At 36.8% G+C, this 26,505-nt stretch carries 18 protein-coding genes and 1 pseudogene; 16 read left to right on the top strand and 3 right to left on the bottom strand.

The features are described from left to right. Positions 1 to 17: 17 nt before the first annotated feature. Positions 18 to 284, top strand: a complete 267-nt coding sequence (locus FSZ17_RS06190) for a hypothetical protein (protein WP_057775108.1) — start codon at positions 18 to 20, stop codon at positions 282 to 284. Positions 285 to 879: 595 nt separating this feature from the next. Here FSZ17_RS06190 and FSZ17_RS06195 read toward each other — a convergent pair. After that, on the bottom strand, positions 880 to 1,740 hold the full coding sequence (locus tag FSZ17_RS06195) for a hypothetical protein (protein WP_057775104.1): 861 nt from the start codon (positions 1,738 to 1,740) through the stop codon (positions 880 to 882). 464 nt (positions 1,741 to 2,204) lie between these two features. Between FSZ17_RS06195 and FSZ17_RS06200 the strand changes: the two genes are divergently transcribed. From FSZ17_RS06200 to FSZ17_RS06265, 13 genes and pseudogenes are all read left to right on the top strand, one after another. Further along, on the top strand, positions 2,205 to 3,293 hold the full coding sequence (locus FSZ17_RS06200) for a hypothetical protein (protein WP_057775101.1): 1,089 nt from the start codon (positions 2,205 to 2,207) through the stop codon (positions 3,291 to 3,293). Between the two features lie 486 nt (positions 3,294 to 3,779). Next, positions 3,780 to 4,064 (top strand): annotated as a pseudogene (locus tag FSZ17_RS23645) (hypothetical protein); the annotation flags it as partial. Between the two features lie 390 nt (positions 4,065 to 4,454). After that, positions 4,455 to 4,784, top strand: a complete 330-nt coding sequence (locus FSZ17_RS06210; protein ID WP_057775098.1) for a hypothetical protein — start codon at positions 4,455 to 4,457, stop codon at positions 4,782 to 4,784. Between the two features lie 539 nt (positions 4,785 to 5,323). Continuing rightward, a complete protein-coding gene (locus tag FSZ17_RS06215) occupies positions 5,324 to 7,630 on the top strand; it encodes a glycoside hydrolase family 84 protein (RefSeq protein ID WP_057775096.1) in 2,307 nt (768 codons plus the stop codon). Between the two features lie 91 nt (positions 7,631 to 7,721). Further along, positions 7,722 to 7,916 (top strand): hypothetical protein, encoded by a 195-nt coding sequence (locus FSZ17_RS06220; protein WP_057775093.1) that lies wholly within the window; start codon positions 7,722 to 7,724, stop codon positions 7,914 to 7,916. 414 nt (positions 7,917 to 8,330) lie between these two features. Further along, on the top strand, positions 8,331 to 12,482 hold the full coding sequence (locus FSZ17_RS06225) for a S8 family serine peptidase (RefSeq protein ID WP_057775089.1): 4,152 nt from the start codon (positions 8,331 to 8,333) through the stop codon (positions 12,480 to 12,482). Positions 12,483 to 12,740: 258 nt separating this feature from the next. After that, the gene (locus FSZ17_RS06230) at positions 12,741 to 14,105 is read left to right on the top strand and encodes an MATE family efflux transporter (protein ID WP_057775086.1); all 1,365 of its coding nucleotides are present in this window, start codon (positions 12,741 to 12,743) and stop codon (positions 14,103 to 14,105) included. Between the two features lie 609 nt (positions 14,106 to 14,714). Further along, entirely contained in the window at positions 14,715 to 16,232 is a 1,518-nt protein-coding gene (locus FSZ17_RS06240; protein ID WP_228460292.1) for a spore germination protein, read from the top strand. A 15-nt stretch (positions 16,233 to 16,247) separates the two neighbouring features. Then, a complete protein-coding gene (locus FSZ17_RS06245; protein ID WP_057775076.1) occupies positions 16,248 to 17,348 on the top strand; it encodes a GerAB/ArcD/ProY family transporter in 1,101 nt (366 codons plus the stop codon). Next, positions 17,345 to 18,445, top strand: a complete 1,101-nt coding sequence (locus FSZ17_RS06250; protein WP_057775075.1) for a Ger(x)C family spore germination protein — start codon at positions 17,345 to 17,347, stop codon at positions 18,443 to 18,445. Before FSZ17_RS06245 ends, FSZ17_RS06250 begins: the two co-directional genes overlap by 4 nt. A gap of 377 nt (positions 18,446 to 18,822) precedes the next feature. Then, positions 18,823 to 19,356 (top strand): sigma-70 family RNA polymerase sigma factor, encoded by a 534-nt coding sequence (locus tag FSZ17_RS06255; RefSeq protein ID WP_057775072.1) that lies wholly within the window; start codon positions 18,823 to 18,825, stop codon positions 19,354 to 19,356. 4 nt (positions 19,357 to 19,360) lie between these two features. Next, positions 19,361 to 19,789, top strand: coding sequence for a PadR family transcriptional regulator (locus FSZ17_RS06260; protein ID WP_057775069.1), 429 nt, complete (start codon positions 19,361 to 19,363; stop codon positions 19,787 to 19,789). 27 nt (positions 19,790 to 19,816) lie between these two features. Next, complete coding sequence (locus FSZ17_RS06265; protein WP_082625343.1) at positions 19,817 to 21,109, top strand: FtsW/RodA/SpoVE family cell cycle protein; 1,293 nt, start codon at positions 19,817 to 19,819, stop codon at positions 21,107 to 21,109. A gap of 373 nt (positions 21,110 to 21,482) precedes the next feature. Here the strand turns inward: FSZ17_RS06265 and FSZ17_RS06270 are convergent, their stop codons facing one another. Next, complete coding sequence (locus FSZ17_RS06270; protein ID WP_057775063.1) at positions 21,483 to 22,781, bottom strand: DUF4179 domain-containing protein; 1,299 nt, start codon at positions 22,779 to 22,781, stop codon at positions 21,483 to 21,485. Further along, positions 22,782 to 23,261: a sigma-70 family RNA polymerase sigma factor gene (locus FSZ17_RS06275; protein WP_057775059.1), complete on the bottom strand. Its 480-nt coding sequence runs from the start codon at positions 23,259 to 23,261 to the stop codon at positions 22,782 to 22,784. A 598-nt stretch (positions 23,262 to 23,859) separates the two neighbouring features. Here FSZ17_RS06275 and sstT point away from each other — a divergent pair. Next, a complete protein-coding gene (sstT, locus tag FSZ17_RS06280) occupies positions 23,860 to 25,098 on the top strand; it encodes a serine/threonine transporter SstT (protein WP_057775057.1) in 1,239 nt (412 codons plus the stop codon). A gap of 337 nt (positions 25,099 to 25,435) precedes the next feature. Next, the gene (locus FSZ17_RS06285; protein ID WP_057775054.1) at positions 25,436 to 26,443 is read left to right on the top strand and encodes a hypothetical protein; all 1,008 of its coding nucleotides are present in this window, start codon (positions 25,436 to 25,438) and stop codon (positions 26,441 to 26,443) included. Positions 26,444 to 26,505: the final 62 nt, after the last annotated feature.

The following is a 26,505-nucleotide window of genomic DNA, read 5'->3' on the forward strand; positions in this document are numbered from 1 at the left end:
AATCGGCGGTGATGACAATGAATAAAGTTTTATCTTTAGAGGAACTTGTGAAATATATTGATGATATAGATCGCGAAAATTCAGTCGTGCAATTTTCTATTCCGGGTAAGGGGAGATTTACTATTGTTCTTCAAGAGGAAGATGAACAGTCAATATATGCTGATGTAAATAAAAACCCGCAACTTGAATTGATGTTCAAAGAAAGTGAGGAACAATATAGGAAAGGTCTCGGTATGACCACCTCAGACCTATTAAAATCACTTAAAGATAAGGATTTTAAGTAATGGAGTTCCGTATTATTGCGGTTTTGTTTCCAGGTGAAAATAAGAATTGAAAACTTTAAAATAAGGTGTCAGGCTCCGGTACAGTAGTTCTTTATTACTGTGGGGGTCTGGCACCTTTATTTATGGTGCTAGAATTAAATGAGGAAATCTAAAATAAAGGTAATCGAGCAGCCATACATGCTTCAATGGAAGTAAATAAAGCATTCCTACCATTCTTTTCTCTATAAATTTTCCTAATTATGCCGAACGCATCTACCCTATTAGTTTGTTAAAATAAGAATATCTAATGATAGTAGAGGTATCGATATGATAGAGCAATCATTCCTAATTTATTTAAAGGATTTCATTATTAAAAGTGGCGAAGAACTAGAATGGAATTCTCCTAATAACGAAAATTTATTAGTGGAAGTAAAAATTATAAAGCGTTCGGTGAGGGCCTATCGAGTACTAGGTCTTTTAACCTTATCACCTCAAACGCCTAATGCAGGAGAAGTACATAACGACCCTAATCTTAAAGCATTAGCATTTACTACTAGAAAGAGAGTCTACTTAGATGATCTTGATCGTAAAACCTTTGGATGGCCCTACAATAGAATCAATCAAATGAAATATACTTACTCGCATTTCCAGGATATACCCCTTCCGTAAAAAGCCAATGCCAATACATTTCACTATCTATTTTTCCAATTGAACAATCTAGTAAAATCCCTTCCATAGCCTCATTGCAATCAAGACCTATTACATAAAAATCTCGATCATCCGAAATATCTGTTAATACAGTTGTATTTTCATTCCTGCTGCGAATCTTAAAAATGCCATTAATGGTCTCGTTAAATTCACTGCTATCTTCTTCTATTTTTTTAATATTTTGTAGGGGATCCCAGTCGTCGGATTTATGGATTTGAGGAAAATGGAGTAAGAAGTGAGTATTTAGCAAAACTTCACACATTTTTAGTTCAGCATGATATTTATTGATGTGATTTTCAATAGTGAGGGACCAGGAAGTACGGGCTCTCTTGTCAAGCCAGCGAACAAATTTTTTTAGTTCATGGAGGAATTTTTTAACTTCTTTTTTCTGTGGTGTGACATGCATATGGAGAGGGAAAATCGTAATCATAAGTTCTTCCCAAAATGATGGCTGGCAGTCTTCCCAAGAGGTGGGGCAAGTATCTTCTAAGTAAAAACTCATAAATTTAGAGATGATTCGAAGAAATTCATTTCTGTTTTGGTCTCGAGGCTTTTCGCGTTTATACGCTATAAAATCCTTTCCATAGTATTCTAACAACCCTCGATACATCATGTTAAACTGTGAGATGATTTGAATATTTTGGAGGATTTCCTTTCGTTCCTGTTCGGAGTTAATGGGTAAACTACTTACCTTTACTTGCGGAATAGGTCCACAGCAAATTACTTGATCCTTTCCGCTGCCACAATTACATAATATTAATCTTCTCATGAAATAAATCATCCTTCTTTCTTGTTAAGTTGTAAAAATAGGAAATTTGAAAGTAGCGAGGGGAATAAACTAGATGAATAGTGAGGGTTATTTATAGTATAGATTATTAAGATATAGTCCGCACTAATAATTCTGATAATTTCTTGAACGTGAAGGTCCATATCTCTCAAAAGAAGGCCATTTAGGAGGAACACAGGGACGGTTCCTGCGTTTCCCTACTGCGAAAAACAGACTCTTGCTTATCTAAGATATTGGAAGTTCGGAAACATGAGAACCGTCCCCATGTTTTAATATTAAGAAGTGGGGGCTGATCTTTTTTATATTTTGATATATTATAAATTCCTTCAAATAGATTAACATTGAAAAAATGGTAGAATAAATGGTGAAATATAACTTTTGCTTATATTATTTCCAATTAGTTGGTGTAGTGAAAATTTTTGAAAAACGATTAAAGGGTGTAACCATTGACTCCGTTTCATGAACAGTTAATCCAAATAGACGTTATAGATGAAGAAGGGATTAATAAGATAAGAGAACGGATTAACGTTCGATATCACACATTAAACTCTAAACAAAAGGCTACAATATTTGCTAGAACGATACATGATATGATTGATCGTTCACTTCCGAACTTTTCAAAGGAAACAAAAAGAAGCATTCGGATGGAGCTTATGAATAAAAAGCTTTCTACGAATTATCTTTCTATTTCTGCCAATGATATTATTGAATCTAGCATAGCATTAGCTTCAGAAGCAGAATTAAAAATAGAACTGTCCCAATGGATGCAAGAAAAGGTAGAAATAGACTCAAATATGGCAGAAAGTTATGTAGACAATCTTCGTAAAAGCCGAAAAAAAGAAGAAAGTGAACAAACTCTTCCTTCTGAGTCAGCGGTTCGGTCAACTATTCAGGTTGATGATCATGTACTATCCACAACTCAAAATATAATCAAAAGCAAGCTGAAGAAGCATAAGCCGTATTTTCTTGGAGCAACAGCCATAATCTTGATCTTATTTGGAATTATCGTAAGTATAGAATATCCAGCACAAAAAAATATGGATTTGGCTAAAGGGGAAGCTGATGACCTTAAAGGAACTGCTACTCAAGAAAGACTGCAAAACGAATTGCCCCCATCCTTGCAATATGAAGAAATTGATGATCGAAAATTACGAGATTGGTTACATGGACGAAATTCTTTGTTAGCGGATGAACCGTATTTTTCTACTATAATCGAAGTAGCAAATGAGTATAATATCCATCCACTTTTATTATTTGCCATCACGGGCCAGGAGCAAGGGTTTGTCTCTAGAGATCATAAGGATGCCGAAAAAATAGCTAATAACCCTTTTAATGTTTACTACAGCTGGAAAGATTTTAATACAAACATTACCGAATCGAGTCAAATCGCCGCTCGTACCATTGTAAATCTAAGTAAAGATCGCCCAGCTGATGTTGATCCGATTCAATGGATTAACCGAAAATATGCTGAAGATGAAAATTGGTGGCTCGGGGTATCGGCTATTTTTAAGCAATTAGAGGGTGTTACTCAATGAGGTGAAGATTATCAATGGAAGGATGTTCATGCAGCTTACATAAACAAGGCCCTATCAGGAAGAATCTCTAATAATTCTTTAAAACTATCTACTTTAAAATTTGCTTGTACTAATTCTTCATCTTTTGGAAAGTTGAAGTTGCAGCCCACTGATAATAAATTATTTACTTTAGCTGCTTCAAAATCTGAAAGTCTATCGCCAACAACAACACCTTCGTTTATTGAATATTTTTTTATAATTTTATTGACTTATGAGTAAGCTTTTTTTTGCCCAAATTCTATTACTAATTGTTTTTGAGCATCAATAACCAAAGCTTAAATGATAAGGTAGAGCAAGAGAGAAGGTTTTAGTTTATCGAGAGCTAGAGCATAGAGTATGAAAACAAACGAAATAAAGAGAAACTTCAATTAGTGGGGGTCTTACAGCCCGTTAATTTGCGATAAATGGATATCCTCACTGGATACATAAGGATGAAACAGTCTTCATATGAATCATGACCCGTACAGTTCAAATCCAATTTATAAAGAAATTTACGAATATAATGCATATACGAATAAAGATCAATTATCAAGCTATGAAATAATAAAAAAATATTTACCAGTTCTTAATTTCAAAAAACTTGTAGATACAATTAGACCTGATTGTCTAGATACATATGAAGATCACATTAACTTTCAAGTGAGTAGCGACGTTTGTGGTGACATGTTACTTTGTGCAACTTACGGAACAATATATGCCAATAATGAATTAGAAGCTACGCATAATTGTTAATACCAAAGTAACTGGAAACAAAAACACGAAGGTCAGGATGGTAAACTAGATGGTTTCGGAAACGGTTCTTCCGTTTCCCCATTTATCGATGTCTTTATTAAGTTCTTCCCCAAATTTTTGTTGAAACCTACCTTTTTAGGGCATTTTTAAATGGAGAGAACAAAACAGATACTCTTCTATTAATCTGCGATAAACTTGTATATTCCTTTTAAACTTATTTCACGTAAACTAAATTCAATATGCTCTTAGAAAAGAAGGTTTGACTAGTGCCAAGCGAAAATAACAAGTATCAAACTCAATCATTGTTTAGTAATACATGGCCGCTACAAGTAGTTATCTTAAATACGAAGATGGGTGCACTTATTTAGGAAAGGTAAGGGAGGTTTTTGTATGAGTCCACATAAACAGGAAATCGAAAATTATGGTCACGATGTGAATGATTTTGAAGCCAGCCCTTTTGAAACTATCCGAATACTGCATGATAGAAGTGAACTTCATAAAGTGCATGATCAATTAACATTTCAAGAAAAATTGGAACTAGCAAAGTACGATTTGCAATTAATTCAAAATGCTAAAAAAATGGTTGAACATATTAGTAAGGCATATGATTTCAATACATCCGAAAAGCCGCGTGAGGAATGGTGGTGGCATTTAGACCAAATTGCCGAGGAAAATTTACCTTTTGGGGTGACATCGTTTGAACAAGGAGAGGTAATCTAATATTTTTCACCTAGTGATAAAGTATGGTATTTTACGGAAAAGAATGATAATAATAACTTGGAGCATTTTCCTAAAAAAGCAGGTACTATTACCCTGTAAACCGCTTTCATTTTAAATTATACTATTCTGTAAATAGCAGTGAAAATGGTTACACTTCAACATATCCGCATGTTACTGATTCGATCAGGCAGGGCGACACTAACAAAAGGAAGCATCCCTTTTGTTAATGTTCCCCTGCCTTTTTTGGTTAAAAGTAAAGTTTAAGTCCATTAACGTGCTAAAGTAAAGAGTTTGTTCAATTAAATATCTGCTAATAAGATCGCATAATAAAAACTTAGGCATTCGCCAAAAAGGACTTGGCGAACACCAAGTTTTTCTAAATGTTTGCAGTTCTACAAGTTACACAGTGTGAATAAGCTTTATGCTTTTTCAATATTTATTAAAATTTTATTTGAAGCGGAAGGGGGATTTTAAGACAATAAAAAATCTTAGTACGATTTTTGGAGTGAAAACAAAATTTGAAAGAAGAGGTGGCAAAGTTGGCAAAAAGAAAATTGTTTTCTAAGGCTATCATTTCAGTTTGTTTAGTAACCGGACTAGTCATTCCCCTAGACATGCAAAAGACAAGCGCGCAAGAAGGAAATGAAAAATACGTGTTTACTGTATCTCCTACCCCGAAACTGATTGAAAATATAGGGAATGGGTTCCCGCTTAGCCCAAAAGTTGGATTGGTTACTGAATATGGAACAGATCAATCGGCAATTGAAGAAGTAAAAGCCGCCCTAAAAAAAGCAGGTGTTAAAACAATCGTTGAGAGTGACATAAATGCTCCCCTTCTTAATGCTCCTGTTATTATCTGGCTAGGGGAATTTTCAGATGAAGCTGAGTTAAAAGTTATTAAGGACAGTACGGGCGTTGATGATTTGACTGTAACAAAGAAAGAAGAGTATGTAGTCACTTCTATACATGGCGAAGAAAGTAAAAAGCATATTGTGATTTCAGGGAAAGATGAAACAGGTACATATTATGGTACCAAGACATTCAAACAAATGATTATCGAACGAGAAGGAACGGATTGGATTCCTGAAGTCGAAATCCACGACTGGCCAACGATGCCGACACGAGGAGCGATTGAAGGTTTTTATGGCGACCCGTGGTCACATGAAGATCGCTTAAGTCAACTGGATTTTTACGGCGAGCATAAAATGAATAGCTATATTTATGCGCCAAAAGATGATCCATACCATCGTGATAAGTGGAAGGAACCCTATCCTCAAGAAAAAATAAAAGAAATTGAGCAGCTTGTAAAGACTGCACATAAAAACCATGTCACCTTCACCTTCGCCATTTCACCAGGGAATACAATCACTTATTCAAGCGATTCTGACCTGCAGGCTTTAATCAACAAGGCCCAAGCAATGTGGGACGTCGGAGTTAGATCATTTGCCTTGTACCTTGATGATATTGACCCAAATCTTCGCTCACCAGAGGACCGTGCCATGTTTGGCAAGGATGCAAACCCTCCTGCAGCTGCACAAGCCTATTTGCTAAATCGTTTTAATGATCAGTTTATCAAAAAACATGAAGGGGCGGAGCGATTAATTACCGTGCCGACAGATTATTATCAAGCGGGCACTACCCCTTATCGAAAAAGATTTGCCGAATTGGTTCAACCTGATATCGTCGTTCAGTGGACGGGAATTGGCGTCGTCGCTCCTACAATTACCACTGCTGATGCCGATAAGATCCATGGGATATTCAAGCATGACTTATTAATCTGGGATAATTATCCGGTAAATGATTATGACCGTAATCGTTTGTTCCTTGCGCCATTAGTTGGAAGAGATGCAGGTCTTACTCCTGAACATGGTGTGATTGGTCTAACAGCCAATCCAATGAACGAAGCGGAGGCATCGAAAATTCCGCTGTTTACCGTAGCAGATTATACTTGGAACCCGGAAGCCTATAATCCGGATGACTCTTTGGAAAAGAGTTTAAATGAATTTGCCGGAGCTGCTTATGAACCATTAAAACTGTTTGTAGAATCATCCTATTCTATCAGTCTTAATAACTATAAAGAACCGATTTCGGAAAAATTAAAGCCGCTAATGGAGCAGTTTTGGTCAGAATATGAGGCCAAAAATGGGCAAGCGGCCGCAGACGCTCTTATACAAGAATTCACGAAGCTGAAAAATGCACCGTCTCAACTGCGAAATACCATGGAAAATCAGAACTTCCTAGATGAAATCGATCCATATCTAAATAAGATGGAACTATATGGAGTCGCAGGCGAAGCAGCCATTAAAATGGCCCTAGCGGAACAGGAAAATGATACCCAAACTGCCGAAGAGTTAAGAACATTACTTCAAAACACGATGAAAGAGATGGAGAAATTCCCGCAAAAGCTAAGCTTGGGTGTCATCCCAACCTTCCTTGAGAATGTTATTTATGGAGTAAATTTAGCAGAAGGAAAAACCGCTACAGCTTCTTCATCAGAAGTCAGCTGGCTAACGCCTAATTTAGCAGTTGATGGAAACAACAATACAAGATGGGCCTCTTTATATACAGATAATCAATGGATTAGTGTCGATCTTGGTCAGCTTTATTCTATTAATAAAGTTGTGTTAAACTGGGAATCTGCCTATGGAAAGCAATACAAAATCCAGGTGTCACAAGATGGCAGCCAATGGACGGATGTCTATACAGAGTTAAACAGTAATGGGGGAATAGATGAAATCAAGTTTCCTTCAACAGACGCAAGATATGTAAGAATGCTTGGTGTGAAACGGTCAACAAGCTGGGGCTATTCTTTATACGAATTCAAAGTGTTTAACTCACACAACTAAAATTAGTGCTGATTTTTAAAATAGTAGAAAAACCGGGGAGAATTCAACTTCCCGGTTTTTTTTATTAAAGAGGGTATTAGACGCCATCGAAATGCAAACAAATTGGGGCAAAAATAAATCAGGATCGGATTTGAACTTCGACGGTGTTGTGGATAAAAAGGACATGGATTATATCATTAAAAACTATGGAATACAAAATCCTTCTGTTTCAGATGCACCTAAAGCAAAGACTTCCTATAAAGGCGTAACATTGGATGATGTTATAAATCAATTAGGTTTAAAATAATCCTATAAGAAGGGGGAGCCAATTTTATTGGTTCCTTTTTTGTTTACTTAACCACAAAATTAAATGGATTTTTACGATATTACCCCAACTTTTAGACAAATTTTTATTATAAAAAAACAGAAAATACGACAAAACAAAAGTATTTTCGAGCAAATTCTACACGTTTTCCTATTAAAAGATAATCTACTACATAACCACTGAAAAGAAAGGTGAGTTTATGAATATACGTTCAGATAAAAATTCCCCCAATTTACAATAAACGAAATATTTTCAATAATAATAAGTACATAAGTAATTTTAATAGAAGCAAACGATAGGGATGAAGGCTAAAAATACAAGTATCCTTTTAGAATCATATTTTCGTACTTCATTAACACTTACAGATGTAATATATAGAAACATGGAGGACTAAAAATGGGGAAAAAAGCAAATAAAAGTAGAATTGCCAAAAGCTTAACTGTAGCGGCTTTATCAGCTAGTTTTATTTTAGGTTCTATTGGTCAAGTACCACTTGTATCAAAAGCGACAAGTTTTTCGAAGGCGGAGGAGGTGCTTGCCAGCTTAACACCAGAACAAAGAGCAGCACTTAAGCAAATCTCAACGAATGAAGAAACGGGGTTACAAATTTCTTCCGATGTTGATTTAACCTCTTCAAATGAAACAACTGTCATAGTTGAATTTAAGAATAAGCCTGCAAAGGTTGCTCAAATTGTGGCACGCGCAGAAGGGAATCAATTATCTGAAACGGAAGCATTAAAACTTGTTGACCAGGATCATGAAACGTTTAGTCAAGATGTTCAACAATTAACGGACGAAAAAAATAAAAAGTCAGATGTCAAAATTCATCGTTCTTTTAAACATGCATTTAATGGTGTTTCCATTAGTCTGCCTGCTAACCAAATTGAAAATCTATTAAAATTAAATGCTGTTAAAGCGGTTTGGAGCAACGAAACATTTACGATTGATCCTCCTGATCAAGATGAGGTAAATGATCAATCAGATCAAATCAGTGTTACGAATTATACACCATATGATGGACTAGATCGTTTACATGCTGAAGGTTTCACTGGTAAGGGAATCAAGGTCGGAGTTATCGATACAGGAATCGATTATAACCATCCTGACTTAAAGGATGCATATAAAGGCGGATTTGATTTTGTTGATAATGATAGCGATCCAATGGAAACAACATACGAAGATTGGAAAAAGTCTGGTAAGCCAGAATTAAATAGTGGCCGTGCATACTATACAGAACATGGTACGCATGTTTCAGGGATCATTGTGGGCCGTGGAGCAGCAGATAGTGAGTATAAAATGACAGGGGCTGCACCTGAGGCAGATGTTTATGGTTATCGTGTACTTGGACCATACGGCAGTGGTTCAAGTGAAGCGGTAATGGCAGGTATAGATCGCGCTGTGAAAGACGGTATGGATGTCATCAATTTGTCTTTGGGTGCCTCGATTAATGACCCAAACTACCCAACTTCTATTGCTGTTAACAATGCTGTTATTAATGGAGTCACCGCTGTCATAGCTGCAGGGAATACTGGTGACAAGATGTTTACACTTGGTTCACCAGGTGCAGCATCGTTAGCGCTAACAGTTGGTGCGTCATCTGTTGCATTTGATATTTATCAATATGCAGGTGCTCAAGATGGAAAGAGTTATTCGTTAAGACAGTTGGCAAGAAACTATAGTGATGATTTAACACAGTTAAAAGGAAAAACCTATAGCCTTGTTGACGTCGGGTTAGGTAACCCAGCTGATTTTAATGGTAAGGATGTAACTGGAAATATTGCTTTCATTAAGCGTGGTTCAATTGGATTAATAGATAAAATCAAAAACGCAAAAGCTCGTGGTGCGGTTGGCGTCATTATGTATAATGATGAAGCAAACAGCGCAGAGGGCGAGATTCAGGCATTTTTAGGCGAATCGGTAGATGCTATTCCAGCATTTTCAGTTTCCAATGCAGATGGAGAAGTAATTTTAGAAGATATTAAAGCAGGTAAAACTGATTTCACTTTTGGTGACTATACAAAGGTAAGAACGGCCGAAGATGAGCTTGCTGGTTTTAGTTCAAGAGGTCCTTCCCGCGTAAATTATGAAATAAAACCTGAAATAACGGCACCAGGCGTTTCCATATTATCTACAGTTCCATTTTATATGAATAATAAAACGGCAGATGGGTCGAACCCGGAAGATTATCAATATGCATATGAACGTTTATCAGGAACATCAATGGCAACACCTTATGCTGCAGGTATATCCGCCTTATTGCTTCAAGCAAATGAGGACCTTCAACCAGCCGACATCAAGTCCATTCTAATGAATACTGCTGACCCACTATCAAAGGACTATAGTGTTTTTGAAGCAGGAAGCGGCAGAGTGGATGCGTATGAAGCGATTCACTCTAGTGTGGAGTTTGTAGTGAAGGATAAAACACCTATGAACCTTAGTGGAAAACAGAAATTAATCGATAATTTAACGGGTGGAATCAGTTTTGGAACATTTGGTTATACAGGTAAAGATATTACTGATTCCCGACACATTACAGTAAAAAGTCTTACAAATCAAAATAAAACATTCAGCGTAGATGTAAAATTCCAAACGGGATTAAGAGGATCAAAAGATGCGGCTAAAAACAATGTGACATTAGAAGGTCCAACCACAGTAAAAGTTAAGGGTAATAGTGTCAGAGATATCAAATTTGATTTAGACATTCCAAAAACAGCTGAAAGAGGAACGTATGAAGGATTTATTGTTTTTACGAACAATGATAATCCAACTGAACAATACCAAATTCCATTTGGCGGTCGTGTAGTTAATGAAGGAATAGAAACATTTAAGATAGCTAACCCAATTTATTCAACGAACAAAACAGTTTCATTGACTTATTATCCATTTTTGGATGCTGAAATAGCAATCAAATCACATATGAAAACATTGGATGTGGTCATTCACGATCCAAAGACAGGTAAAGATTTAGGAGTGGTAGGATCATTTAATACTATTGTTATGGATGAAAATGCACTCTACAAGATTCCTAGATTAATCAGTAATTATTACTATCCATTTACAGGTGATAAGAAAAATCCTGTCAGCAATGATTGGAAAGTATTAAAACCTGGTCATTATGTCGTCAAACTTGTTGGGACTAATGAGAATGGAGATACCTTCATAGCATCACAAGATGTTGTGAACGAATTTGGAATACCAAATGTAACGACCAGCTTTGATTCATTAGATCAAAAGGTCATTGAATATAGTGATAGTCAATTAGATTCACAGGGACAATTTTTGTATGACTTTAATGTACATGTAGAAGATACTGAAATGGAAGAAACGAACAGCTATGGTATCCCTGTAGACCCATCGAAGTATTCAGTAATGCCTTTTTACAATGGTTACCCTAGCATTCCGATTAAGACAGATAAAAATGGTGAATATGTTGATCAAATTTTAGTAAGAAGTCAATACAAGGTACTGCCAGTTAGCTTTATTGGGTTGGATGCTGCAAAAAATGGCACTTCAGAAAAAAGGATCGCCTTTACGAAAAATACAACACCATATTATTATTTGAAGGCTAATAAAGAAGCGATTACGGCGGGAGAGACGGTCAACTATTCCGTACGTTCCAATAATATGAAGAATTTGAAATCAGCGAAAATGACGCTGCAAATCATTAATACCCAAGCGACAATCGAAAACGTAACTGTCGATGACGCGGTAAAACAATATGGTGATGCAGAAGTGACGGTTACGACATCACCAACAGCCTATAGCTATCAGACTGCCTACACTTTTACGTTTACGTATTCAGGTAATAATGAATTACCTGAGGATTTAAAATTATTTAATTTCGATATGAGGTCGTTAGAAAAAGGTTATACGTCTATGTCACAATACTATGCGGAAAATGCATCCTTCTTTGACCAATCCAATGTAGAAACGAAAAATATTTATACGTTTAACGAACTTTTTGATGTCAAGGCAAAAGTTTCCAAATTAGTCGGTGCTGTAAACGTGGAAGGAGCAAAAGATCCTGTTACAGGGCAATCGATTCCAACCATTGACCACCGCACACTTGGAACAAAGGTAACCTTATCTTCGTATGATGGCAAAACGGTAATGGAAGCGCCAGAATTTACAAAAGGCGGAGAATATACGCTGGATGGCATTAAGGTAGATCCAAACCCATATACGATTAAGGTAGATGTTCCTGGCCATTTTACAATGTATAGAACGATGGATTATTTATCTGATAACATTCGTGGTGAATTGATTGGAAAATTCATGCGTGATTCATTAGACCGTGCACTGGCTGGTGATGTGAATAAAGATAACGTCATCGATGTGCTGGATGCCATCGAGCTGCAAAAAAATTGGGGCACCAATCATGCAGCTTCAGATTTAAACTTCGATAAAACGGTTGATAAAAAGGATATGTATTACATTATTAAAAACTATGGAGCAAGTAATCCTACGGTAGAAAATGCACCAAATGCAAAGAAAACCCACAAAGGGGCTTCATTGGATAGTATCCTCAGTCAATTAGGATTGAAATAAATATGTTGGGAACAAAAAGATTGAAATCCAATATGCCAGGGATCGCGACTTCAATCTTCTCAGGCAATCAAAAATTTTTCGATTAGACCTTTCTCATTAGATAGGAAAAAGGCACAACTAGCTAAAAATCCACTAGTTGTGCCTTTTTGCGTACAAAACTTCCGATTGTCCCCAATAAGAACCGTCCCCCCTATTTCCTTTTATTCAAATTTTAGGTAAACTAAATTCCATATGTTCTTAGCAAAGAAGGGTTGACTAGTGCCAAGCGAAAATAACAAGTATCAAAATCAATCATTGTTTAGTATTACATGGCCGCTTTTTATTGAAATTTCCCTGCATATGAGTGTTGGGATTATTGCGACATTAATTTTGAGTGGATATTCTGATAAGGCCGTTGCGGGTGTTGGGGTAGCTAATCAGATTATTAATATCTTTATCTTAATTTTTAATGTCACCGTCATTGGGGCAATGATATTAATTGGTCAAAATTTAGGTGCGAACCAATTGAAACGGGCACGCCAGCTTGCACGCTCTGCTTTTGGGATAAATTTATGGGTTGGCGTCGCGATGACTGTCGTTGTTGTATTGTTTGGTGATGTATTTTTACGCTTCTATGGGCTAAGTGGGGAGATTTATGACTATGCTCATACATTTCTAACGATTACAGGTTTCTCGCTCGTACTTGAAGCCATTTCCCTTGCATTAAGTGCTGTTTTGCGCAGCTATGGTCATACAAAAGAAGCCATGATTATGACGGTTATGATGAATATTATTAGTGTTACGGGTTACTTTATTGCGATTAAAGGCTGGTTTGGCCTGCCAGTAACAGGGGTTGTGGGAGTTTCGTATTCTATCATTATCGCGAGGATTTTTCTCATTCTGGCTCTTCTTTACTTTGTTTATAAAATATTAGATTTAAAGTTTTCTATAAAAGATATTTTTTCCATTCATAAAACAGATATAAAGGAAATCTTTCACATCGGGATTCCGTCAGCTGGAGAAAACCTTTCCTATCAGCTTTCGCAAATTGTGATCACAAGCTTTGTTGCCACGATCGGGGACGATGCATTGGCGGCTCGTGTGTATATTATCAATATTTCCATGCTCTGCTATTTATTCACACTGGCGATTGCTCAAGGGACTCAGCTGCTGATTGCGCGTTATATTGGAGCGAAGGACTATGATAGAACCTTAAAACGAGGACTAAAGACATTAAAAATTTCGATGGTTGTTACGTTAGCGGTGTCGCTTGCGATTGCCCTTACTGGCGAACCTGTATTAGCGGTGTTTACAGACGAATCTAGCATTATTTCGATTGGACTCCCTGTTCTATGGGCAATAGTATTTATTGAACCTGGCCGTGCTATGAATATTGTTCTGATGGGGTCTTTAAAATCTGTCGGCGATGTTCGTTTCCCTGTTGTTATCGGCATTATTTGCATGTGGGGAGTAGCAGTCGTATTTAGCTACCTTTTCGGGATTGTCCTTGGATTAGGGTTACTTGGAATATGGCTAGCTCAAGGGTTTGATGAATGGATTCGTGGAATCTTTGCACTAAGACGCTGGTTATCTAAGCCGTGGTTAAAGAAAAAGGAAGCAAAGTATGAAATTGCAGCAAATTGAGGGTAATAGTACTAGCTGAAATCGTATGGATTAATGCCGACAATGCTAAATTCGCTTATTGTCGGGATTTTTCTCAATGTCTATCTCCGGAAAGACATTGTCAAATCCGAGGTACCAGTATTAGATTTACGCCAGAGGAAACGTTTGATTTTATTTCCCAACTTGTCTTGGAAACCGAAGATTTATTGAAGAACCCGTTTAAGAAAGGTGTATACTGAGGAATTTGGAAAATATAAAGGAATTTCAAGAATTGTTATTAAGATTTTGATAATAATATCGTTATTATTGCGGTTTTGTTTCCAGGTGAAAATAAGTAGTGAATACTTTTAAATAAGGTGTTAGGCCCCAATGCAGTAATTCTTTAATACTGTGGGGGTCTGGCACCTTTATTTATGGTGTTAGAATTAACTGAGGAATATAAAATAAAGGTAATCGAGAAGCCATACATGCTTCAAAGGAAGTAAATGAACCATCCCCGTGTTTTCCGCCTAAAATACTCAAAATGCAGATGTAAAGAATAGAAAAACCTTAGAATAATTCTGCTTATACGAGGGATAATATGGTTAATAAGGGAGAAAGGGGCGGTTTCTTATTTTTTTTCTCCGTTTTTTGAAAAATAAACATTACTCAAAATACCGGCAAACAAACCAATATGATAATCAAGTAAAGCATGGTTTAGTAGATGGTCAACCTTTATATTCAGATTTATCAATGAATATACAAAAGCTTCAGCAGTTGTTTCCCCAGGCACCGGATTTGGTCATTCGACGCTTCGAATTCGCTGGCAATGGAACCAAGGCAGCTTTAGTATTTTTAGATACGTTAACGGATAAAAATTCAATATGTAATAACGTTTTGAGTTCCTTGATGCAAGTCTCTTTCGATCCGAATAGGGAATTACCCATTTCTGTAGGGGATGTCAAAAGTGCACAATCATGGAATGCAGTTGAAAATGCCCTTTTTATAGGTGAAAGTGCCTTATTTATTCAAGGTGAAAAAAAAGTATATCTTTTGAATACAAAGGGATGGCCTCAAAGAGCAATTGAAGATCCACAGCTTGAAACATCATTGAAAGGGGCACACCAGGGATTCGTTGAGACTGCAGGTCAGAATATTGCGATGCTACGAAGGTATATTCCGAATCGGGAATTGGCCTTCAAGGAGGTTACACTCGGCGTTCGCGGAAAGTCAAAGGCCTTTATTGTGTACCTGGAAGATATCGCAAGCGGAGAATTGCTTCAGGAACTGGAAGACAGAATCAAACAAATTCAAATGGATGTGATTGTCAATACAGGGGAACTCTCTGAATTTATTGAAGATAATCCCTATTCCCCGTTTCCCCAGTTTATTTTAACCGAAAGACCGGACGCTGCGGCTTCGCAAATTCTTCAAGGCCGATTTGCTGTAATTGTCGATCGTTCACCATCCGTTTTAATTGCACCTGGGACATTAACTTCTTTTCTTCAGAGTGTCGATGATTACAGTACTCGCTGGATCGCTGCATCATTAATACGGCTGATGCGTTTTTTGGCTTTTTTTATTACATTGTTTCTGCCTGCAACCTATGTAGCAGTCATCTCCTATAATTATGAAGTCATTCCCTTAAAGCTATTTATTTCTATTGCAGAAACACGGGCAAAAGTACCTTTTCCACCCGTCATGGAAGCATTGATGATGGAGGTCACGATTGAAATGATGAGAGAAGCAGGTATACGTCTTCCGGCCCCAATGGGTCAGACGGTGGGTATTGTGGGAGGGATTGTCATTGGGCAAGCAGCGGTTCAGGCAGGAATTGTAAGTAATATTATGGTGATAGTCGTTGCTATAACGGCAATTGCTTCTTTCATAATTCCGAGTTATGACATGGGGACAGCGATTCGAATGCTGCGATTTCCAATGATGCTGATGGCTTCTTTGTTTGGACTAACCGGAATCATGATCAGTTTTATGACATTGATGGCCCATTTAATTTGTCTTGAATCTTTAGGTACTCCCTATTTCAGTCCAATAGCTCCCTTCCGATTTGCTGATATGAAGGACTCATTTATTCGTTATCCACTATGGAAGATGGTGAAACGGCCTAAAAGTATAAGGACCAAACAAGATAATCGTCAGGGAGGAAACTGAAGGTAAGGGGAAAATATGAAAAAGTACACCTATAATGAAATCACTACTTTTCAATATGTTTGTTTAATAATAGGGACACAAATAGGGGCAGGCTTTCTAAGCCTTCCCAGTGTTCTTGCACAAAAGGCCGGATCAGATGGATGGATGGCAATCATCATTGGCTGGCTTTTTAGCATTGTGTCCAGTATTTTTTTGGTGAAAACGGCCGAAAAGTATCCGAATGAGACGATTTATGATATTCTAATTCGACTATTTGGCAAAATACTAGGAAAAGCAATCATTCTTATTTTTTTGCTATACTGCATCTGCTTTAGTTGGCTGATTATGATCAACACGTTGCTTTATATTAATGGGTGGTTTCTTCCCAATACTCCTGACTATATTATTGTGCTTATCTTTTCAATCCCGACATTATTAGTTGTCAGGAATGGTCTTCGCATTATTGGTCGATATGCGGAATTGGTTTTTTATCTTACGATGTGGTTTCCGCTTCTTTTTTTGCTGCCACTAAAGGATGGCAGTTTATTGCATTTACTTCCTTTGTTTAAAGTTGGCTGGAAGTCGATTGCTGCCGCTGAATTGCCGGCCATTTATTCTTTTTTTGGATTTGAGCTTACCTTTTTCTTTTATCCCTTTTTACAAAAAAAACAATATGCTGTTCGGGGGATTGTGGTTGCAAACACCTTTGTGATGCTATTCTATCTTATCGTCACTTTATGCTGTTTCGTGTTTTTTTCTCCCGATGATATTGCTGATTTTAATCAGCCTGTCCTAAATTTGCTTAAAGTGATTGAATTTCATTTTCTTGAGCGAATTGATCTGATCATATTGAATGTTTTGCTGCTTATTGCCTCAAGAGCCTGGATTATGTACATGTATTGTGCGGTCTATTGTTCGAGTCAATTAATGAAAAAACAGGATCACAGTGGACATGTTCCGGTTTTGTTAGGGTTATTTATTGGGGCCACATTTTTTATCCATCCCACATGGCTTCAATTTAAAACGTGGCAAAAATGGATTTCATATACTGGAATAGGGGTAGCTTTTATCTTTCCTCTACTATTATGGATCTACACTTCGATTTATGAGAAATACATACGGAGGAAATTCTCATGAGCAGAAAAATAATTTTATGCCTTGTCATTCTTATCATGGTAATATCCGGGTGTGATGCAGCACCAATCGAGGATTTGAGCGTTTCCTTAATATTAGGTCTCGATTTGGATGAAAATGACCAATTGTTAGTGTATATGTCAAGCCCTGTATTTAATAAGGAGGCAAAAGAAAAGGAGGAAGTGTATGAAGTTAAAACATTTTCTCTCCGGCAATCCCGAGAAAAATTTGATTCCAGAGTAATGGGCTTAACCGTAGGAAGTAAAACGCAAATTTTTTTATTGGGAAAACGCCTTCTTGAATCGAAAGATTGGTTTAACTATATCGATCCTTTTTTTAGAGATCCCAAAAATACAGCAAGCGCCCGAATCGTAGCCGTAGACGGGGCCGTATCCGATGTTATTTTTGCCAAACCTAACGATAAACCCCGCCTTCCGTTGTATCTTACGAATTTAATCGATACTACTGCCAAGAGGAATCTTGTGAAAAGAACGAACCTTCAGGATTTCCGCAGACAAATAAAGGATAAAGGGAGAACTCCTTGGATCCCCGAAATAAAAAAGGATAAAAGAATTGAAATAACCGGATCTGCACTACTTTCACAATCAGGCAATAATAAATTATCGATATCACTAGATGAAAATCAATTGTTAACCATTTTAGAAGGAAAGAAAAAAAAGGATTATTCCATTCTGGTACCTGTTTCTTTAAAATCCATGCAAACTAGTAAACCGTATATGAGTTTCACAATACCAAATATGAAGGTGAAGAAAAAGGTGGTCTATAATGGGCGGTTTATATATGATATAGATGTAAAAATAAAAATTGCGATCACAGAACAACTTTTCGCAATTGATTTAGAAAAAGAGTCTGCCCAGCTTGAAAAAAGCATTTCTAAAGAGCTTAAGAAAGAATTCAGCCAGTTGATCCGTAAAATCCAAAAGGCTCAAATTGACCCATTAGGGCTCGGTCTGTATGCCAGAGCCTACACCTATCCAGAATGGAAAAAAGTTCAGGATCAATGGGGGGAAACTTTAGAAAAAGCAAAAATAAACATCCATGTAAACACAGAAATTAAGAGCATAGGAACAATACGTTAAAAAATGGTATAAGGAAGCTAATTTGTGTATCATAAAAAGTGAATTGTCATTTTAGTATAGAGACTAATATTCTTTTTTTTTGATGAGTAAACAAGGCTGTTCAAAGTGGAACAATTAGCCCGTATTCAAACAACGCATATAAATAGAGCAGCACCTCCTGGTATTATCAACGTATCAATTTAGGAGGTGCTTTTCATATGTCACAGCAAAAACTTACTATTGTCCCCGTTACATAACATACCGAAAACAAAAATACTTCTGCAACAAATCCAGCTTGCTAACCTTTGCCCGTTTTGATCGTGTAAGTAGGAAATTCCCAATAAATGCAAACCTTTTCTAATTAGCGTCGTCTAAATTAGTAGAGGGGAGGAACGGATGTGGATGAATTAACGGTTGAATGGATTGCAGCCGAGAAGCCAGAAGAAACGATTCAGGAAATTATGAATCGTTATGGTCAAGAAGTCTTGCAGCTCGTCTATTCATATGTTGAAAATAAAGCGATTGCTGAAGATTTGACACAAGAGATTTTTATTAAATGCTATCGTTCGTTACATACTTTTAAAGGGCAAGCACAGTTGAAAACATGGCTATGGAGAATTGCTATTAATCATTGCAAGGATTTTTTGAAAAGCTGGTACAACCGAAGTGTGATTTCCACTGATGATTTTTCTGTGGCAGACTCAGTGAAAAAAGAAACGGTCGAGCAGTCAGTCATTCAGAAGGACGAAGATGAGATGCTAGCTTTCGCTGTGATGAAATTGCCAATAAAATATCGTGAAGTGATTCTTCTTTATTATTACGAAGAACTTGTGATTAAGGAAATTTCTGCGATTTTAGAAGTGAAGGAAAATACGGTTAAGACTCGATTGCGGAAAGCGAAAGCACTTCTGAAAGAAAGTTTGGAGGAATAAAGCGATGGAAGAGCGTTTAAAACGATTACGTCAAGCAATGAAAAATAATACTTTTCACAGTCTTAGCTTCACTGAGGCACATGAAAAACAAGTTCTGAAAAAAATCGACAATGAAGAAAGGGATGAAGAAATCCTATCTGCTGTTTTACAGTTATTCGTTCATGAGAAATCGGGTTATGAGTTAGCTCAGCTTTTACGAGTGAGAGGAATAAAAAGCTTTGAAAATAATGAAGGCTTTTTGTACACGTTAATCCATCAATTAGAACGAAAAAACTACTTACATACTCGCTGGGATGAGTCTGGTGTTAAACTTTACAAGTTAAATAAAAATGGGAGAAAGCTGCTGCAGTCAATGGAGGATGAATATGTGAAATTGCCGCCTCTATTCAAGGTATTGTTAGAAGGTTGGAAGAAATATGAAGGGCAACTCTAAACAGCATGATGAAGGGTTGGTGATTTTATGATGCTGAAAAAGGAGCAATCCTACATAACAGAAGTACTGAAACAAATTAAATCAAAGGAAGCAAAGGAGAATATCGAAGCCGAGTTAAGGCATCATTTACAAGAGACGAAGTGCACCTTAATAAAAGACGGATTAACTGAAGAGGAAGCGGACGAGAAAGCGACTGTCCAGATGGGAAATCCCACGAAATTAGGAATCGAGCTAAACCTGCTTCACCGTCCGCGAATTGATTGGATGATGCTCACTCTTCTGATCGTGACATTTGGCTTGAGCTATCTCCCAATGCTAACAATTCCATCGATAATGAATGGTGGTATTTATACTGGCAGCTATTATCTTGTCAATAAAGTGATTATTATCCTATTAGGAATGAGTATAGTAACAGGCATTATGTTCTTAGATTATCGGAAGCTGCGAAACTTTCAATGGGTTTTCTTTGGACTTGCAATCTTTATTTTTCTATTATTAGTTTTTGTACCAACTTCATATATGCATTGGGGTCCTAAGCTTGATATCGGTTCACTTACGATTGAAAGCTCAATGGCATTGCCGTTTCTTTATCTTTTTTGGGCAATTTTATTAAATAATAAAAAAGTGAATGTCTGGAAAGTTGGATTGGCATTTACTGTAACTTTTTTCTTCCTACAATTTTTAGGTTCATCTACTTTTTTGCTTATTTATGTGATTATGGTTTTTTCGATGGTTGTGTGGAGGCTAAGAAAGGCAGCCGGACCAGTGATCGGTTTATTTACATTTGTTTGCTTACTAGGCGTTGTGCCGTTCGTTTCTACTAAGGAGTACTGGCTAAGCAGGATTGCAGCTTTCGTAAATCCAGATCAAGATCCTCAAGGTATGGGCTATATGTATTTGCAGGTGAAAGAGTTAATGCAGAATGCTGGGTTGTTTGGAAACAGAAACTCTAATAAGATTGATTTTTTACCAGAGTCACATACGGATTTTGTGTTTGTTAATTTTACTTATCATTACGGTTGGGTTTTAGCGGGCATACTTGTACTGATATTAGCATTATTACTCGCCCGTATGATTGTTAGTATAGAAAAAATCAAGGATCCCTTTGGAAAAACGCTTATTGTTGGTGGGGCAGCCATTTTTTCAGTTCAATTTATTTTCAATATTGCGATGACAATCGGTTTATTGCCAATGACGGCAATGCCGCTGCCATTTATTAGCTATGGATTAATGCCAACAATGCTAAATTCGCTTATTGTCGGGATTTTTCTCAGTGTCTATCGTCGGAAAGACATTGTCAGATACGAGGCATCAGTCTAAATGAATCCAAATAACAGAGAAGCGTTTCATAAAGAAAGAGGATAGGGAGAGCGATTGCTTCATCTATCCTCTTTTTACTATATTGATTTGCAAGCTTTATCGCAGATTAACGGGCTGTAAAACCCCCACTTCAAGAAGTTAAGAATAAATTTATAAGTGGGGGATCAACAGCCCGTAAAAGCCCGACGACGGACAGGATGTCCTAGTCAGGCGAAAGCCACAGGACGTGGCGTTTTGAGCGTGATCGGTGAAATAAGAATTTTCTTTGGGCTTCAGCCCTTAGAAAATTCAATCAGGCTCAGCGTGATTAACAATCAGTGGAGGATGAAGGAAAACCCCCACTGATTGAGGTTTCACTTTATACGATATTGAGCTACTCTAGGGGAATACTCACAGTCGCAGATCCCTTTAAATAATTTTCGTAGCTATTGAAATAAATCCGAATTGGATTTGTTTTATTGCTTATGTCAAATGTGTAGGTTGATTCTGCCATCCCATCTCTATTGCTATGGCTAAAACCATTAGAATCAACAGCCTCTCCTTTTGCATCGACCGCTTGGAAAAACATTTGATAGAAATGATTTTCTTCTTCCGTCTTATAGTTAGCACGAATTGTATCATAACTATCAATGTTAATATTTACATCTACATTGTCGGGAATATAGAGAACTTTCTTCTTTAGAAAATCAACTTCGATATAATCCTTTCCTTTTGGCAATGCCTGAATATAATTGATTTGCAACGTCAAGCTTTTTGGTTCTCTAAAATAGTTGCTTTGAAAGAATAGTGATGCTTCTGGATCTCGCATACCTCCAAAGCCTGTAAATCCGTTTGTAATCGTACCCCATACTTCGCCTTTCTCATCCAATAAACGCATGCTTTTCATTTGCAAAATTTGCATGGTGTTTGCAGGATCGATGGCGATATCAAGCTTTGCGCGAAGCGGAGAAATCCTTAGCGATTTTACCGTAAATTTTTGCTCATCGATTTCTACCGTTTGATCCAATTTGTAATATTTACTTTCTGCGATTTTCTTTTGCAAAGTAAAAGGAATGTTGAAGGTTGTCTCATGCTCGTCTTTAAAGGAAATGGATAATTCGAAATTTGGATTTGTGTAGTTGATATTTTCATTAGAGGTTACCTCTATGATCTCTTCTATATGATTTGTCGGCTCTTTATCAGGCCAACTATATGTTAATCCAGCTTCTAGATCTTTATTATTTTGTCTAATCTCAACGCCTTTCGTGTCAAGGTCATGAATCTCGAATGGGGCATCAAGCTCGTAGTTAATAATCATGCCTGATTCATCCGCAATAATGCCGAGTAATGTAAACGTTAAATTATTTTTTGTTTCCGATATAATAAGCCCTTCATAATAATCATTTTTTAAAATATCCTCCACCCCTTTATCATAAGCAATCATTTCAACGAGTGGAGCAAAGCCTGGTATTTTCGCAACTGCCTGAGCAAAAGCAGGGGATACGCGGATTGTTGTAATAAAGAGTAGGATAAGAGCGGCTGTAACTGCAAACGTTCCTGTCCATCTTTTGCGATTACGTCTTTCACTTTGTCCTTTCTTTAGCCCGTTTGTCCTCGCATAGGAGAGTGCTTCTTTCGGAACAGGAATCGAATTAAGCTCATCTTTTAAAGTGGTGTATTCTTTCTCATTCATTTAAAATTCCCTCCTCTCGCTAAAATAATGGCGCAGCTTCCGAAGTGCTGTGTGCAGCCTAGATTTAACGGTTCCTTCAGGAATATTTTGCGCGCTCGCAATCTCAATATTTTTCATATCCTGAAAATATTTTAAATAAATTAATTGCTGCTGTTCATGAGGCAATTGCGAAATCGCTTCAACAATCTCTAGCTTGGGAGAATCATAGTACTGTCCTTCAACCTCCAACGTTTCCCGCAGCTCAATACGCCTTTTTCTTTTATGCATATCGTGGCACACATTGAGCAATATTCGAACGAGCCATGTTCCGACATAACGTGGCTCTTTAAGCGTATGAATTTTTTTATAGCATCTGTAAGTCGTTTCTTGAATGGCTTCAATCGCATCATGCTCATTTTTTAAATAAGCAAACGCGGTCCGATACATTGCATCTTCATATGCTTCTAGCACTTGTAAAAGAGCGTGCTCATCCCTTTTCATTGCTTTTTTACAATATCTATTTCAACCACAGCATTGCCTCCTTCACCCTGCTACTTATTAGACCTTGCAGCAGGTGAAATCGTTCATTATCTTTTCTCTAGTCACAGAAACCAGGAAACAAATGATCTGAGATCAGTTCTCTAATAATCATCGGTATATTTTGTATTAGGAAAAACAACGAAATTTTGAGACTAAAAACTATTATATTAATAGTTTTTTCAAACTAAGAAATTGCTAGGGTACTAGAGGAAACTTACTATTTAATTGAATATTAAATTAATTATGAATAATTTTAATTAAAATAATAATATTGTAATATATAAAAATAGTCAGTATAATACTATTCATGAAAGACAAATGTCTTTATAGGGTGGAATTTTAAGGAAGTGTCCATCAATTGAAGATATGAATGATCAAGAAAACTATAGTAATTGAACGAACACGATTAGATGAATTTTTGGATAGACCCTTAGGAATCAAGCTAGTGTATATCAATTAAAAGTCATCTATGTACTAATTTCTAAAAGTTACTTAACTCTATTAGAAATAAACAACTCGATATGATCAATATCGCAATTTTAACTAGGGAGGAACATCTATGAAAAGCTTACTGAAAAAGTGGAACCAAATAAGCCTAGTAAAACAGATAATCGTAGGTTTGATTATTGGTATTGCCCTGGCTTTAGCGATCCCAGAAACAGCAAAACCGATTGTCATTTTTGGCTCTTTATTTGTAGGTGCATTGAAAGCAATTGCACCAGTACTCGTACTGTTTTTGGTAATGTCGGCCATCGCTCAGCACAAGAGTGGTCAAAAAACGAATATGAAATCCGTTATCATACTTTATCTTTTAGGAACTTTTTTAGCTGGATTGATTGCCGTTATTGTTAGCTTTATTTTCCCTGTAAGTTTAACTCTTGTAAAGGGTGCTGAGGGTGTGACGCCTCCTAGCGGTGTTGTGGAGGTTCTTAAAACATTGCTGATGAATATTGTAGATAACCCAGTGAAGGCCATTTTTAATGGGAACTATATCGGTATTTTAGCTTGGGCGATTCTCCTTGGTTTGGCTTTAAGAAATGCTGCTGATTCGACAAAAACGATGATTTCTAATTTTTCTGATGCGATTTCCAAAATGGTTACATGGGTAATTAAGCTTGCACCATTAGGAATTATGGGTCTAGTATTTGAGTCTATTACGACTAATGGATTGGATGCCTTACTAAGCTATGGGAAATTACTTATCGTATTAATTGGTTGTATGCTCTTCGTGGCGCTGGTTGTCAATCCAATCATTGTGTATATGTATATTAGACAAAACCCATTCCCACTTGTGTTTAAGTGCATAAAGGAAAGCGGTATTACAGCGTTCTTTACACGCAGCTCTGCTGCAAATATTCCTGTAAATATGAGATTATGTAAAGAACTTGGTTTGAATAAGGATAGTTATTCCGTATCTATTCCCTTAGGGGCAACCATCAACATGGGTGGTGCAGCGGTTACTATTTCTGTCTTGACCCTTGCTGCGGTTAATACTCTTGGGATTCAAGTCGATCTTCCTACAGCTATCATTCTTAGCGTATTGTCAGCTGTATGTGCTTGTGGTGCTTCTGGGGTTGCTGGTGGATCCTTATTACTGATTCCTCTAGCGTGCAGCTTATTTGGAATCCCAGCTGATGTTGCTATGCAGGTAGTTGGAGTAGGCTTTATCATTGGTGTTCTACAAGACTCTTTTGAAACAGCACTTAACTCATCCACAGACGTACTTTTCACAGCAGCAGCTGAATATAAAGAGTGGCGTAAAGAAGGAAAAAAAATCGATATTAAGAAAATTGCATAAAGAATTTGTGATTGAACTGTATCCCAATTGGGATGCAGTTTTTTTATGAATAACGGTATTTAAAAAAATGAGTTGCTGATAGTGATATCTTTAGATAGACACTAATTTTTATGCATATTGATTAGTGTAAGAGCAATAGGTAAGTAAAGTGATTGGTAATGAGTAGCTAAACTTTTTTACCTGTCATTCATGATTCTTGATCAAATTATGTTAACATTAAAAATATACAGAAATCTATTATGGACGATTATTTGAAATTCTTGACACTTCTTTCCTTTATTTTCGTCCAATTAATAAGGTGAAAGGTATTATTTTTAATGTAAAGGGGGAACAGAAAGTGAAAAGGTTTTTACCTGGTGTAGTATTTTTATTAGCCGCCGGAATCCTTGCTAGCTGCACCAATCAAACAAATGCAGACCCGACGAAAGAAATAACTGAATTAAAAAAGCAAATTGAGCAGCTTTCATCTGAAAATGATGCACTAAAAAATACAGTGGAGGAACAAAAGAAAACCCTTGAGGAAACGACGAACAACGATAACTCTGTTATTCCCGCAAAAGATATTGAGAAATATCCGCAATCCCTATATAAGCAAACAAAACTTGATATCGATCAAGATGGAGAGGATGAAATAATTGAATTATATGTGAACGCTGGTAAAGGGGAAAATGGTGTGTTTGCTTGGGACGATGGGCAGACATGGTTGTTAGTAGTAAAAGACGGTGAGAAAACCTATCCTCTTTTTGATGAGTATGTTCAATTGGGGTCAATCGATTTTAGTACGACAACCTTTGATGAAAAGCCCGGAATTGTGATGCTTAAGATGCAGCATTCTGACAAATCCATTTACAAATTTGTATACGATCAAAATGCAAAGGGATTTGTTAAAGAAACCTTGTATAAAAAAGAAAATATAAATGATCATTATAATCCGCCTGCTTCCTATGCTTTTTTCAAGGATGCTTATGAATTAATGGAACAGGCTTTTACAGAGAAAGCTGTGAAAGCCTTGGAAGCTAGTGAGAACGATCTACAGGACATTCAGGATCGTGCTGCGATCTTTGACCCAATCCTTTTTAACCTTTGGAACGCCCAGAGATTGTTTGAAACTACTAGAGAATTGAATCCGCAGCTTAGTGTTTCTTTAGGAAGCACTATTGAATGGCTAAACCAAATGTTTAAAAATACGCCAACAGAAGGGCAAATGAATCAGTTAAGGAATATCAATGATGTGTTTAAAGAAAATGATAGTGACGATTTGATTATAGAAGAAGAGAATCAAATTCACCCAGACATTCAGGAGAAGCTTCAAAGAATGGATCTCATTCTTAATGGAGAAAAGTAATCTTTTTGGCTAAGGCACCTGTCCCCTAATTCGGAAACACATTGGGGGTTAGGTGCCTTTTT

It is taken from the genome of Cytobacillus dafuensis (genome assembly GCF_007995155.1).
Lineage (GTDB): Bacteria > Bacillota > Bacilli > Bacillales > Cytobacillaceae > Cytobacillus > Cytobacillus dafuensis.